Origin of the sequence: Streptomyces sp. NBC_00083 (assembly GCF_026343295.1) — a bacterium.
Classification (GTDB): Bacteria; Actinomycetota; Actinomycetes; order Streptomycetales; family Streptomycetaceae; genus Streptomyces.
On the sequence record NZ_JAPELY010000001.1, the window covers coordinates 1,829,133 to 1,842,054 of the forward strand.

The window sequence follows — 12,922 nt, forward strand, 5'->3', positions numbered from 1 at the left end:
TGACAGCCCGGCCCGCGCCCGTGGCCGGGACCGAACGCCCCGGGCCGGCCGCCGGGGGCCGGCGCCGCTCAACTGGCGCCCGGACCAACCGATATGCCCGCCGGTCCGGCAGCCCGCGCGCCACCCGTGCGGGTGGCCCGATGAGGCCCGGCCCACACCGCCCCGCGTCCGCGGGGCCCTTCGCCCGGCCCGCGGCTACTCCTCCCGGTCCCTCAGGAGCCCGTCCACCAGTGCCCGCACCGAGACCGTGAACAGCCGCTCGTGATCCGCCGGTGCGGCCAGCGCGCGGGCGAGCGACGGGTCCTGCTCGGCGGTCGCGGTGTGCCACAGCTCCTCCTCGGCCGGGCGCTGCCGCGGGGCGCGCTCCCGGTTGCGCTCGACCAGGACGTACCCCACCACCTGGAACTGCACGGCCCGCACGGCCTGGGCCGCGCGGGCGCCGCGCAGCCCCGCCGCGTGCACCTCGTGGACCAGCGCCTGCTGTGCGGGCAGGAACATCCGCTCGGTCAGGCCGCGTTCGTGCACCATCGCGATGAGATGGGGCCGGGCCCGCAGCTCGCGGCGCAGGGTGCGGGCCACCGACACCACGCGCGCCGCCGGGGTGCGCCCGCGCGGCTGGATCTCGCCGAGCTCCTCGACGGTCCGCTCGACCAGCGCGTCCAGGAGCGACTCGCGGTTGCCGACGTGCCAGTAGATCGAGGTGACGGCGGTGCCCAGCTCGGCGGCCAGCCCCCGCATGGTCAGGGCGGCCGGGCCGTGCCGCCTGACCAGGGATCCGGCCGCGACGAGGATCTCCTCCCGGGTGAGCGACTCACGCGCCATATCTGATGCTCCCTCAATTCTGGTGCCCGCACGGCCCTTTACCCTTCATCGCGCTCGGTGTAACTGTGTTACAGACCCCGGGAAGTGACCGGTGTGGAACAGCCTGCGAAGGGTGGTACGACATGGCACGCGTACGGTACGGGGCGCGCACCGAGGCCGAGATCCAGGCCGCGCGCACCGCGAGTTCCCAGCTCCCCGACATCTGGTCGACCGGCGTGGTGGCCGTCTGGGAGAGCGACCCCGACGCGGTCGCGGCGGTGCTCCCGCCGCCGCTCAAGCCCGCCGAGCGCCCGCTGGTGCGGGCCAACATCAGCAAGGTCGACCTGCCCGGCTATCCGCTCGGCGCCGGCTCGGTGGCGGTCGCCGCCGTGCACGACGGGCAGGAGGGCTGGTATCCGCTGGTCATGCCGATGACCCACGAGCGGGCCCTGATCGGCGGGCGCGAGGTGTTCGGCGAACCGAAGAAGCTCGGCGAGGTGGCCGTCGAACGCGACGGTCTGGTCGTACGCGCCTCGCTCGCCCGGCACGGCATCGCCTTCGTCGAGGTGCGCGGCGCGGTGGACGGCCCGCTGCCGCTGCCCGAGCCGACGCGGAAGACCGACTTCTACTTCAAGTTCCTGCCGGCCGTCGACGGCGAGGGCTTCGACGCCGACCCCGTCCTCGTCCACTGCGTACGCAACGAGAAGGTGCGCAAGCTGGAGAAGGTCACCGGCGACGTGGTGCTGCGCGAGTCGATGTACGACCCGGTCGCCGACCTTGCGGTGCGCCGCGTCGTCGAGATCACCATCGGCGAGAAGACCACCGACCAGAAGGGCACCGTCGTCGAACGGGTCAGCGCCCAGGCCCTGTTGCCCTACATCCACCAGCGCTACGACGACCCGCAGCAGATCCTCGACGGGCCGCCCGAGGGGAGCGTCTGAGCATGGAGCTGAGGCAGGGGCAGGTGGCCGTCGTCACCGGCGCGGCGAGCGGGATCGGGCTGGCGATGGCGCGGCGGTTCGCCGCCGAGGGCCTCAGGGTCGTACTCGCCGACGTCGAGGAGGGCGCCCTGGAGAAGGCGGCCGGCAGTCTCCGCGAGGACGGGGCCGAGGTGCTGGCCCGCACCGTCGACGTCAGCGAGCGGGACTCGGTGCGGGCGCTCGCGGACGCCGCGTACGAGACGTTCGGCGCGGTGCACGTGCTGTGCAACAACGCCGGGGTGGGCTCCGGCGCCGAGGGCCGCATGTGGGAGCACGAGGTCAACGACTGGAAGTGGGCCTTCGCGGTCAACGTGTGGGGCGTCTTCCACGGCATCCAGGCCTTCGTGCCCCGGATGATCGCGGGCGGCGAGCCGGGCCGGGTCGTCAACACCTCCTCCGGCGACGGCGGGATCGCCCCGCTGCCGACGGCGTCCGTGTACGCGGTCACCAAGTCGGCGGTGGTCACGATGACCGAGTCCCTGTACGCGCACCTCAAGGCGGAGGGCGTCCCGGTCGGCGCCTCGGTGCTCTTCCCCGGGCCGCACATGCTGCGCACCGGCCTGTGGGAGTCGCACCGCAACCGGCCCGAGCGGTACGCCAAGGAACGGCCGCGCAAGACGCCCTACCGCAGCCTCGGCCAGTGGGAGGCGGCCATGAAGGCGGCCGGCCAGGAGATCGACTTCACCCCGGTCGAGGCGGTGGCCGAGGAGGTCGTCGACGGGATCCGCGCCGACCGGTTCTGGATGCTCCCTGCGAGCGAGCACAGCGACCGGCAGATCAGGGCGCGCTCGGCATCGATGCTCGACCGGGCGAACCCGGCATACCTGGAACGCTTCATTCTGGACTGACGAGGGACGTGCGATGACAGCACAGCAGGCAAGTCAGAACGCCGCACGGCCGGCGGGGCGGCAGACAGCGCCGCAGGCCGCGCAGGACGACCCGTACCTGATCATCTCCTCCGACTGCCACGCCGGGCTCCCCACCGAGGAGTACCGGCCCTATCTGGACGCCCGGTTCCACCGGCAGTTCGACGAGTTCCTCGCGGGGCGCGACCGGCGCCGCGAGGAGATGACCCGCCTCGGCGTACGCAACGAGGCCTTCGCCGACCGGTGGTTCAGCGACAACGAGGAAGGGCTGCGCGGGGGCTGGGACCCGGCGCAGCGGCTGAAGGAGCTCGACGGCGACGGGGTGGCCGCCGAGGTCGTCTTCCCCGACGCGGACGCCGTCGACAGCCGCACCGCCGCGCCCTTCGGCGTGGGCCTCGGCCTCTCCGGCGACCAGGACCCCGACCTCGGCATGGGCGGCGCCCAGGCGCACAACCGCTGGCTCGCGGAGTTCGTCGGCCACCGTCCCGAACGGCACTGCGGCGTCGCCCTGTTGCCCGTCACGGGCGAGGTCGACCGGGTCGTCGCCGAGATCCACCGGGCCAAGGAGTCCGGCCTCGGCGCGCTGATGATCCCCTCCATGTGGGTGGACAGGGCTCCGTACCACGACCGGCGCTACGACCCGGTGTGGGCGGCCGCCGCCGAGACCGGGATGCCGCTCGTGACCCACTCGGGTGCTGCCCCGCGCCACGAGTACGGCGACCACCTCGGCATCTACGTCTCCGAAGTGACCTGGTGGCCCGCGCGCCCCCTGTGGTTCCTGCTCTGGTCCGGCGTCTTCGAACGCCACCCCGGGCTGAAGTTCGGTGTGGCGGAGTCGGGTTGCTGGTGGCTGCCCAACCTGCTGTGGTTCATGGACCGCCTCTACCTCGGCGCGCACGGCGGCAAGAAGCTGTCGCCCTTCGCCGAGCTGAAGCGCCCGCCGAGCGAGTACCTCGACCGGCAGATCTTCATCTGCGCCACCAACACCAAGCGCCGCGAGCTGGCCCAGCGCTACGAGATCGGCGTCGACAACATCCTGTGGGGCTCCGACTTCCCGCACCCGGAGGGCACGTGGCCCAGGACCCGGGAGTGGCTGCGCACCACCTTCCACGACATTCCGGTGAGCGAGACCCGGCGGATGCTCGGCCTCGCGGCGGCGGAGGTCTTCGGCTTCGACACCGCCCGGCTCGCGCCGGTCGCCCGCCGGATCGGGCCGACCCCGGCCGAACTGGGCCAGCCCGAGGACCAGTCGGCCGTGGAGGCGTCCTGGGCGCGCTCGCGCGAGGTGGGCCGGCACTGGCTGACCGACAACGACTTCCCGGTCCTGGGGGTGGCGGAATGAGCGAGCGCTACACGGTCATCTCGGCGGACTGCCACGCCGGCGCAGACCTCCTGGACTACCGGCCCTATCTGGAATCCGCGTACCACGACGCCTTCGACGCGTGGGCGGCGACCTACGTCAACCCGTACGAGGACCTGATGGCCGACACGGCCGACCGCAACTGGAACTCGGCCCGCCGCCTGGCCGAACTGGAGGCGGACGGCATCGTCGCGGAGGTCGTCTTCCCCAACACGATCCCGCCCTTCTTCCCCTCGGCGTCCCTCATGGCGCCGGCCCCGACCCGCGAGGAGTACGAACAGCGCTGGGCGGGCCTTCGTGCCCACAACCGCTGGCTCGCCGACTTCTGCGCCGAGGCGCCCGGACGCCGGGCGGGCGTGGCCCAGATCCTCCTCAACGACGTCGACGAGGCGGTGCGCGAGATCCGCCGCGCCAAGGAGGCGGGCCTGACCGGCGGCATCCTGCTGCCCGGCACCCCGCCGGGCTCGGGGGTCCCGGAGCTCTACTCCGATGTGTACGACCCGATCTGGGCGGTCTGCGCGGAGCTGGGCGTGCCGGTCAACCACCACGGCGGGTCCGCGTCCCCGGCGCTGGGGGAGGAGCCGGCGGCGCGCGCGGTCTTCATGGTGGAGACGACCTGGTTCTCGCACCGGGCGCTGTGGCATCTGATCTTCGGCGGGGTCTTCGACCGTCACCCGACCCTCGACCTCGTGCTCACCGAGCAGGGTTCGGGGTGGATCCCCGGCGTCCTGGACATGCTGGACTACTACCACGGACGTCTGGTGGCGGCGGCGACGAAGGCGTCCACGGCGGAGTCCAAGTTCGGGGCCGGGCTCGCGGAGTCCATGGGCCGGGGCCCCTCCCAGGTGTGGCGGGACAACTGCTTCGTCGGCGCCAGCTTCATGCGGCCGCACGAGGTGCCGCTGCGCGACCGCATCGGCCTCGACAAGATCATGTGGGGCAGCGACTACCCGCACGACGAGGGCACCACGCCCTTCTCCCGCGAGGGACTGCGGATCGCCTACGCCGGTGTGCCGCGCGAGGAGGTCACGGCGATGGTCGGCGGCAACGCGGCCCGCGTCTACGGCTTCGACCTGGCCGCCCTGAGCAGGGTCGCGGCACGCGTCGGACCCACGGTCGCGGAGATCGCCGAGCCCCTGAAGGAGATCCCCGCGGAGGCGACGAGCCCCGCGTTCGCGCCGGGCGGGTCGGTCCGGGTGTGGTGAGGGCCGGGTGAGACCCTGCCCCGCATGAGCTCTTCCGACCAGCACGACGAGGCACACAACGGGGCGCTCGGCTCGCGGCTCAACTGGCTGCGCGCCGCCGTCCTCGGCGCCAACGACGGCATCGTCTCGACCGCGGGTCTCGTCGTCGGCGTGGCCGGGGCGACGGACGACCGCTCGGCCCTCCTCACGGCGGGCCTCGCGGGACTGCTCGCCGGCTCCATGTCCATGGCGGCCGGCGAGTACGTCTCCGTCTCCACCCAGCGCGACTCCGAGAAGGCCGCGCTCGCGCTGGAGCGGCGCGAGCTGAAGGAGTCGCCCGAGGCCGAACTGGCCGAGCTGACCGGCCTGTTGGCGGACCGGGGGCTCAGCGAGGAGGTGGCCCGCGAGGCGGCGCTCCAGCTCACCGAACGCGACGCGCTGCGCGCCCACGCCAGCGTCGAGCTGGGCATCGACCCCGACGAACTCACCAACCCGTGGCACGCGGCCTGGGCCAGCTTCCTGGCCTTCACCGCGGGCGCCCTGCTCCCGCTCCTCGCCATCGTCCTGCCCCCCGCCTCCGTCCGCCTCTACGTGACGGTCGGCTCCGTCCTGGCCGCCCTCGCCCTCACCGGCTGGTGGAGCGCCCGCCTGGGCTCGGCCCCGGTGAACCGGGCGGTGCTGCGGAACGTGGGCGGGGGCGCGGTGGCGATGGGGGTCACCTATGCGGCCGGGGTGCTGCTGGGGGCGGTGGGGGTGTAGGGCGCGGGGCCCGCCGGCGCGGCCGGCCCGGCGCGGACGCGCCGATCCCGCTGCCGAGCGCCGGTCCCGGGGCGCTCCCTTGGCAGAACTCACCAAAGGCTGCTGACATCACGTCTCGCATACTTGTCGGTAACAACATCTAGCCGGACCCGCCACCGCGCCCCTACGGTGCAGGCATGTCGCCGAACCTGCCCGATGTCGTGCTGTGGTCGATACCCGCCTTCGTGCTGCTCACCGTCGTCGAGATGGTGAGCTACCGCCTCCATCCCGACGAGGACGCCGCCGGGTACGGAACGAAGGACGCCGCCACCAGCGTCGGCATGGGGCTGGGCAGTCTCGTCTTCGACGCCCTGTGGAAGATCCCGATCGTCGCGATCTACACGGCCGTCTACGCCCTGACCCCGCTCAGCATCCCCGTGCTGTGGTGGACCGTGCCGCTGATGCTGCTCGGGCAGGACTTCTTCTACTACTGGTCGCACCGGGGCCACCACGTCATCCGGATCCTGTGGGCCTGCCACGTGGTGCACCACTCCAGCCGCAAGTTCAACCTCACCACCGCCCTGCGCCAGCCCTGGACGACCTGGACCGTGTGGCCCTTCTACGTGCCGCTCATCGCGCTCGGCGTGCACCCGGCCGTCCTCGCGTTCTGCTCGTCGGCCAACCTCGTCTACCAGTTCTGGGTCCACACCGAGCGGGTCGGCAAGCTGCCCCGGCCGTTCGAGTTCGTCTTCAACACCCCCTCCCACCACCGGGTGCACCACGCCTCCCAGGGCGGCTACCTGGACCGGAACTTCGGCGGCATCCTGATCGTCTGGGACCGGATGTTCGGCTCGTTCACCACCGAGACCGAGCGGCCCGTGTTCGGGCTCACCAAGAACATCGCCACCTACAACCCGCTGCGCGTGGCCACCCACGAGTACGCCGCCATCGCCCGCGACGTGCGCGCCGCGAGCACCTGGGGCGAGCGGGCCGGCCGGGTCTTCGGCGGGCCGGGCTGGCAGCCCAGGGCCGCGGCGGCCACCGCACCGGCAGCACCGGCAGCACCGGCGACGCAGGCCACGGGGGCGGGCGGCGGGACCGCCGCCGGGGCGGCCCCCGTGGCGGAGCGCGCCGTATGACCGAAACCGGCGCGGACGCCGTCCCGCTCGGGGCGCCCCTGCGCGCGGCGGCCCGGCGCGCCGCCGCGGCCCGCCCGCTCCTCGTCGCCTTCGTGCTGGCCGGAGCCGTCGACCTCGTCTCGCTGCTCGCCGGATGGCACCCCGGGCACCTGGTCGCCAAGCCGCTCCTCATGCCGCTGCTCGCCGGGCACGTCTACGCGCGGGGCGGGCCGAAGCTGCTCGTCGCGGCCCTCCTGTGCGGCTGGGGCGGCGACGTGTTCCTGCTCTCGGGCGCCGACGCCGCCTTCCTGCTCGGCATGGGCTGCTTCGCCGCCGGGCACGTCTGCTACCTGGTCCTGTTCGGCCGGGGCCGCACGCATCCCGGGCTCGGCGCGGCGTACGGGATCGCGCTCGTGGCCACCGTCGCCGCGCTCTGGCCGGACCTGCCCGCCGGGCTGCGGATCCCGGTCGCCGGATACAGCCTGCTGCTCACGGCGATGGCCTACCGCTCCTCGCGGCTCGGCCCGCTCGTCGGCGTCGGCGGCGCCCTGTTCCTGCTCTCCGACACCCTCATCGCCACCGGCGTCGCCGACTGGCCGCAGCTTCCGCGCCCCGACTTCTGGATCATGCTGACCTACGTCGGAGCACAGGCACTCCTCGCACAGGCGTACCGTGAAGAGTCCCGAACCACCTGATCCACCCGATCCACCTGATCCACCCCTGAACCGGCAAGGACCTGCACCATGCGCGCGACCGTCATCCACGCCCCCCACGACATCCGGGTGGAGGAGGTGCCGGACCCGAAGGTCCAGGTGGCCACCGACGCGGTCGTCCGTGTCCTGCGCGCCTGCATCTGCGGCAGCGACCTGTGGGCCTACCGCGGCGAGTCCGCGCGCAAGCCCGGCCAGCGCATCGGCCACGAGTTCCTCGGCATCGTCGAGGAGGCCGGCTCCGAGGTGCGCGGCCTCGCCAAGGGCGACCTCGTCGTGGCGCCCTTCGTCTGGTCCGACGGCACCTGCGACTACTGCTCCGAGGGGCTGACCACCTCCTGCCCCCAGGGCGGCTTCTGGGGCTCGGTCGGCTCCGACGGCGGTCAGGGCGAAGCGGTACGCGTGCCGTTCGCCGGCGGCACCCTCGTCAAGCTCCCCGCCGACGCCGCCTCCGACGACCACCTGCTGACCGCGCTGCTCGCGCTCTCCGACGTCATGGGCACCGGCCACCACGCGGCGATCGGGGCCGGCGTCAAGCGCGGCTCGACCGTCGCCGTCGTCGGTGACGGCGCCGTCGGCCTGTGCGGGGTACTCGCCGCCAAGCGGCTCGGCGCCGAGCGGATCATCGCGCTCGGGCGCCACCAGGCGCGTACCGACATCGCGAAGCTCTTCGGCGCCACCGACGTCGTCGCCGAGCGCGGCGAAGCCGCCGTCGACGCGGTCCGCTCGCTCACCCGCGGCCACGGCGCCCACGCCGTCATCGAGGCCGTCGGCACCGAGCAGTCCATGCGCACCGCCGTCGACATCACCCGCGACGGCGGCGCCATCGGCTACGTCGGCGTCCCGCACGGCAGCGGCACCGGTCTCGACCTCGGCGTCATGTTCGACCGGAACATCGCGCTGCACGGCGGCGTCGCCCCCGTGCGCACCTACATCCCCGAGCTGCTCGCCGACATCCTCGACGGCACCATCGACCCGTCCCCGGTCTTCGACCTCACGGTCGGCATCGACGGCGTGCCCGACGGCTACCGCGCGATGGACGAGCGCACCGCCCTGAAGGTCCTGGTCAAGCCGTAGACGGCAGGGGAGCAGCCGAAGGGGCCGCCCGCGTCTGCGGGCGACCCCCTCAACTCGCTTGCTACCGAACGGCGTTGAGGGCGTTGACGATGCCCGCCCCGTAGAAGCCGTTGTAGTACTTCCCGCCCGCGCAGACCGCGTCCGGCGTGCCGTCACCGTCGATGTCGTACGGAGAGGTGCACGCCGTACGGTCCGCCTGGACCGCGAGCAGGGCCTTGATCACGGCCGCCGACGCGTGCGGGTGGGCCGACTTCAGGAGCGCCGCCACGCCCACCACATGGGGCGTCGCCATCGACGTACCGGCCATGTACGCCCAGGTCCCGCCGGGCACCGGGCCCAGGATCAGACCGCTGGTGGCCGGGGCCTGCGGCGGCTGGTACGCCGTCGAGTCGCCGCCCGGGGCCGCGACGTCGATCACGCCGAGACCGTAGTTCGAGAACGACGACTTGAGGCCCTTGGCGCCGGTCGCCGCGACGGTGACCACACCCGGCAGCTGGGTCGGGATGTCCAGGCAGGTGCGCGGGTCGATCACCCGGCTGCCCGGGGTGGTGTCGTTCGGGCTCGACGGGTCGGTGATCGAGTCGGACGTCAGGTCGTAGTTCTCGTTGCCGGCCGCCGCCACGTTGACCGTGCCCTTGGACTCGGCGTACCTCGACGCCCGCGTGACCGCCTCGACCAGTGCCTTCTGGTCGGGATCGTTCGTGCAGTTGAAGTACCAGGGGTCGGTGTAATAGCTGTTGTTGGTGACGTCGATGTGGTGCTCGGCCGCCCACATGAAGCCGCAGACCACGGCCTCCGTGTAGAAGAAGCTGCCGCCCTGCGTCGACACCTTGATCGCCGCGATCTTCACCCCGGGCGCCACCCCGGTGATGCCCACGCCGTTCTTGGCGCCCGCGATCTCGCCCGCCACATGGGTGCCGTGGGGGGAGCCGCCGGTGGTGAACGGGCGCCAGGCGCCGTCCGTGGTGTCCGGCTTGCCGCTGATGCAGCTGACCGACTTGGACCGGTCGAAGTTGGGCGCGATGTCGGGGTGGGTGTCGTCGACGCCCGTGTCGATCACCCCGACGGTCACCCGGGAACTGCCCAGGGTCTTCTCGTGCGCCTTGTCCGCCTTGATCGCCTTCAGGTCCCACTGCAACGGCTCCAGCGGGTCCTCACCGGGCGCCGCCTTCGCGGAGACCGCCTTGAGCTGCTCCGCGGTGAGGTTCTTCGGGGCGCCCACATCGGTGGTGGACTGCGTGGGCAGCGGCGCCGTACGCGTCGCACCCGCGGAATCGACCCCCCGCACCGTGCGGATCGTCTTCGCGAAGTCCGCGTTGGCGGAGTGCACGACGAGGACGCCTATCCGGTCGTACGCCTGGAGGACCGAGCCGCCCGCCTGGGCGACCGCTCTCTGGATGCGGGCCGAACTCCCCTGCCCGGGGCGGATGTTGACGATGTAGCTCAGCTCCGGCCCGGCGGTCTGCTGGGCCTTCGTGCTCGCCCCGGGGGGCCCGGCGGGCGCGGCCGCCGCGGTGCCGGGCAGCAGCGCGAGCGCGGCGGCGGTGGCCAGACCCGCCGATGCGGCGATGGCGCGGCGCGTACGGGAGATGTGCAACGTCATGGGGTCTCCATGGGGTTGGCGGAACTCTCGGTACGTACGGTCGTGGGAAAAGGCGGCCGGGCCGCCTGGCCGCCACGGGCGGGGCGGATTGAGCAGTGAAGCTATCGCCGATCATCCGGGCGGATCAACGACTTCGGCCGAGTTCGCGCAGAAAGTCGCGCAGTCGCACCGGGGGCCGCCCGGAACGCGCCACGCGCCGGCCGGGGAACGCGCCACGGACAAAAAACGGCCGGGGTGAACCGAGACGCCCCGAGCCCCGTGCCGTTGTCAGGGGGACCGCATCACCACCCCACAGCGAGGACCCCCTCATGTCCGACCTATCCATGCCCGCCGCATCCGCACCGCGAGGAGAACCCGTGGCCACCGACGCGTCGCCCCCCGAAGCCGGGGCGGCCCCCCGCCCGGCCCAGCCCACCACCGAGGCGTTCGTCTCGGAGCAGCAGAGCGCCGAATTCGGTGAACTGCGCCGCGCCCACCGCTCGTTCGCCTTCCCGCTGACCGTCGCCTTCATCAGCTGGTACCTGCTGTACGTGCTGCTGTCCAGCTACGCGGGCGGCCTCATGGGCACCAAGGTCGCCGGCAACATCAACGTGGCCTTCGTCTTCGGCCTCGCCCAGTTCCTCACCACGTTCCTCATCGCCTGGTTCTACTCGCGGCACGCAGCGGCGAAGCTCGACCCCAGGGCCGAGGTCATCAAGCACCGCATGGAGGCCGACGCATGAGCCCCGCCCTCATCCCCCTCGCCGCCTCCTCGACCACCGAGCACCGGCCACTGATCATCACCCTGTTCGCGGTGTTCGTCGCCGCGACCCTCGCCATCACCGTGTGGGCCGGGCGCCAGACCAAGAACGCCTCCGACTTCTACGCGGGCGGGCGCCAGTTCACCGCCTTCCAGAACGGCCTCGCGGTCTCCGGCGACTACATGTCCGCGGCGTCCTTCCTCGGCATCGCCGGAGCCATCGCCCTGTTCGGCTACGACGGCTTCCTCTACTCCATCGGCTTCCTCGTCGCCTGGCTGGTGGCGCTCCTCCTGGTCGCCGAGCCGCTGCGCAACTCCGGCCGCTACACGATGGGCGACGTGCTCGCCTACCGGATGAAGCAGCGCCCGGTCCGTACCGCCGCGGGCGCCTCCACCATCGTCGTGTCGATCTTCTACCTGCTCGCGCAGATGGCCGGCGCGGGCGTGCTCGTCTCGCTGCTGCTCGGCATCACCACCGACGCGGGCAAGATCCTCATCGTCGCCCTGGTCGGCGTCCTGATGATCGTGTACGTCACCATCGGCGGCATGAAGGGCACCACCTGGGTGCAGATGGTCAAGGCCGTCCTGCTCATCGCCGGGGCCATCCTCATGACCTTCCTGGTGCTGCTCAAGTTCCACTTCAACATCTCCGACCTGCTCGGCTCGGCGGCCGCGAAGAGCGGCAAGGGCTCGGCGTTCCTGGAGCCCGGCCTGAAGTACGGCGTCAGCGGCACCTCCAAGCTCGACTTCCTCTCGCTCGGCATCGCCCTGGTGCTCGGCACCGCGGGCCTGCCGCACATCCTGATCCGCTTCTACACCGTGCCCACCGCGAAGGCCGCCCGTAAGTCGGTGAACTGGGCGATCGGCATCATCGGCGCCTTCTACCTGATGACCATCGCGCTCGGCTTCGGCGCGGCGGCCCTGGTCGGGCCCGCCGCCATCAAGGCGCAGAACCCGGCGGGCAACACCGCGGCGCCCCAGCTCGCCGAATATCTCGGCGGCGGCGTCGGCACCACGGGCGGCGCGACCCTGCTCGCGGTGATCTCGGCGGTCGCCTTCGCGACGATCCTCGCCGTCGTCGCCGGCCTCACCCTCGCCTCGTCGTCCTCCTTCGCGCACGACATCTACGCCAACGTCATCCGCAAGGGAAAGGCGACCGAGAAGGAGGAGATGCGGGCCGCGCGCTGGGCCACCGTCTTCATCGGCGCCGTCGCGATCCTGCTCGGCGCGTTCGCCCGCGACATGAACGTGGCCGGCCTGGTCGCGCTCGCCTTCGCCGTGGCCGCCTCCGCGAACCTGCCGACCATCCTCTACAGCCTGTTCTGGAAGCGCTTCACCACCCAGGGCGCCCTGTGGTCGATCTACGGCGGACTGTTCAGCTCGGTGTTCCTGGTGCTGTTCTCGCCCGTCGTCTCCGGCAACCCGAAGACCTCGATGTTCAAGGGCGTCGACTTCCACTGGTTCCCGCTGGAGAACCCGGGTCTCATCTCCATCCCGCTCGGCTTCCTGCTCGGCTGGATCGGATCGCTCCTGTCGAAGGAGGAGCCCGACGCGGGCAAGTACGCCGAGCTGGAGGTCAAGTCCCTCACCGGCGTCGGCGCCCACTGACGTACAACCGCACGGCGCGTGGCCGAGGCCGTGTCGTAGGGTCCTACGACACGGCCTCGCCGCACCTCGTGACAATCGGCCCCCACAGTTGGCGCACCTCTCGCGTAGGCTCGGGTGTATACACATCCGTGCGATGTC

General features: G+C 72.2%; 12 protein-coding genes. 10 read left to right on the forward strand and 2 right to left on the reverse strand.

The features are described 5' to 3' along the window. Window positions 1-195: 195 nt before the first annotated feature. Window positions 196-822, reverse strand: coding sequence for a TetR/AcrR family transcriptional regulator (locus tag OOJ98_RS07970; protein WP_267053917.1), 627 nt, complete (start codon window positions 820-822; stop codon window positions 196-198). A 122-nt stretch (window positions 823-944) separates the two neighbouring features. Between OOJ98_RS07970 and OOJ98_RS07975 the strand changes: the two genes are divergently transcribed. The 8 genes from OOJ98_RS07975 (at window position 945) to OOJ98_RS08010 (ending at window position 8,834) form a co-directional block, all read left to right on the forward strand. Next, window positions 945-1,742 (forward strand): acetoacetate decarboxylase family protein, encoded by a 798-nt coding sequence (locus OOJ98_RS07975; RefSeq protein ID WP_267053918.1) that lies wholly within the window; start codon window positions 945-947, stop codon window positions 1,740-1,742. Between the two features lie 2 nt (window positions 1,743-1,744). After that, window positions 1,745-2,629 (forward strand): SDR family NAD(P)-dependent oxidoreductase, encoded by an 885-nt coding sequence (locus OOJ98_RS07980; protein ID WP_267053919.1) that lies wholly within the window; start codon window positions 1,745-1,747, stop codon window positions 2,627-2,629. Between the two features lie 13 nt (window positions 2,630-2,642). Continuing rightward, window positions 2,643-3,989, forward strand: coding sequence for an amidohydrolase family protein (locus OOJ98_RS07985; protein ID WP_267053920.1), 1,347 nt, complete (start codon window positions 2,643-2,645; stop codon window positions 3,987-3,989). Further along, window positions 3,986-5,212, forward strand: coding sequence for an amidohydrolase family protein (locus OOJ98_RS07990; RefSeq protein WP_267053921.1), 1,227 nt, complete (start codon window positions 3,986-3,988; stop codon window positions 5,210-5,212). Before OOJ98_RS07985 ends, OOJ98_RS07990 begins: the two co-directional genes overlap by 4 nt. A 24-nt stretch (window positions 5,213-5,236) precedes the next feature. Then, window positions 5,237-5,950, forward strand: coding sequence for a VIT family protein (locus tag OOJ98_RS07995; protein WP_267053922.1), 714 nt, complete (start codon window positions 5,237-5,239; stop codon window positions 5,948-5,950). 176 nt (window positions 5,951-6,126) lie between these two features. After that, on the forward strand, window positions 6,127-7,068 hold the full coding sequence (locus tag OOJ98_RS08000) for a sterol desaturase family protein (protein ID WP_267053923.1): 942 nt from the start codon (window positions 6,127-6,129) through the stop codon (window positions 7,066-7,068). Further along, on the forward strand, window positions 7,065-7,742 hold the full coding sequence (locus OOJ98_RS08005; RefSeq protein WP_267053924.1) for a lysoplasmalogenase: 678 nt from the start codon (window positions 7,065-7,067) through the stop codon (window positions 7,740-7,742). Before OOJ98_RS08000 ends, OOJ98_RS08005 begins: the two co-directional genes overlap by 4 nt. Window positions 7,743-7,790: 48 nt before the next feature. Further along, window positions 7,791-8,834, forward strand: a complete 1,044-nt coding sequence (locus OOJ98_RS08010) for a zinc-dependent alcohol dehydrogenase family protein (protein WP_267053925.1) — start codon at window positions 7,791-7,793, stop codon at window positions 8,832-8,834. Between the two features lie 61 nt (window positions 8,835-8,895). Here OOJ98_RS08010 and OOJ98_RS08015 read toward each other — a convergent pair whose 3' ends face one another. Further along, window positions 8,896-10,437 carry a S8 family serine peptidase gene (locus tag OOJ98_RS08015; RefSeq protein ID WP_267053926.1) on the reverse strand — a complete coding sequence of 514 codons (1,542 nt, stop codon included), beginning with the start codon at window positions 10,435-10,437 and terminating at the stop codon, window positions 8,896-8,898. A 356-nt stretch (window positions 10,438-10,793) separates the two neighbouring features. On the opposite strand from OOJ98_RS08015, the gene OOJ98_RS08020 reads away from it, so the two are divergent. Continuing rightward, entirely contained in the window at window positions 10,794-11,159 is a 366-nt protein-coding gene (locus OOJ98_RS08020) for a DUF485 domain-containing protein (RefSeq protein ID WP_267053927.1), read from the forward strand. Continuing rightward, window positions 11,156-12,784: a cation acetate symporter gene (locus OOJ98_RS08025; protein ID WP_267053928.1), complete on the forward strand. Its 1,629-nt coding sequence runs from the start codon at window positions 11,156-11,158 to the stop codon at window positions 12,782-12,784. The genes OOJ98_RS08020 and OOJ98_RS08025 overlap by 4 nt, the downstream gene beginning before the upstream one ends. Window positions 12,785-12,922 lie beyond the last annotated feature (138 nt).

Coding starts and splice junctions, on each gene's coding strand:
- OOJ98_RS07970 (WP_267053917.1), bottom strand. CDS start 822: ATGGCGCGTGAGTCGCTCACCCGGGAGGAGATCCTCGTCGCGGCCGGA.
- OOJ98_RS07975 (WP_267053918.1), top strand. CDS start 945: ATGGCACGCGTACGGTACGGGGCGCGCACCGAGGCCGAGATCCAGGCC.
- OOJ98_RS07980 (WP_267053919.1), top strand. CDS start 1,745: ATGGAGCTGAGGCAGGGGCAGGTGGCCGTCGTCACCGGCGCGGCGAGC.
- OOJ98_RS07985 (WP_267053920.1), top strand. CDS start 2,643: ATGACAGCACAGCAGGCAAGTCAGAACGCCGCACGGCCGGCGGGGCGG.
- OOJ98_RS07990 (WP_267053921.1), top strand. CDS start 3,986: ATGAGCGAGCGCTACACGGTCATCTCGGCGGACTGCCACGCCGGCGCA.
- OOJ98_RS07995 (WP_267053922.1), top strand. CDS start 5,237: ATGAGCTCTTCCGACCAGCACGACGAGGCACACAACGGGGCGCTCGGC.
- OOJ98_RS08000 (WP_267053923.1), top strand. CDS start 6,127: ATGTCGCCGAACCTGCCCGATGTCGTGCTGTGGTCGATACCCGCCTTC.
- OOJ98_RS08005 (WP_267053924.1), top strand. CDS start 7,065: ATGACCGAAACCGGCGCGGACGCCGTCCCGCTCGGGGCGCCCCTGCGC.
- OOJ98_RS08010 (WP_267053925.1), top strand. CDS start 7,791: ATGCGCGCGACCGTCATCCACGCCCCCCACGACATCCGGGTGGAGGAG.
- OOJ98_RS08015 (WP_267053926.1), bottom strand. CDS start 10,437: ATGACGTTGCACATCTCCCGTACGCGCCGCGCCATCGCCGCATCGGCG.
- OOJ98_RS08025 (WP_267053928.1), top strand. CDS start 11,156: ATGAGCCCCGCCCTCATCCCCCTCGCCGCCTCCTCGACCACCGAGCAC.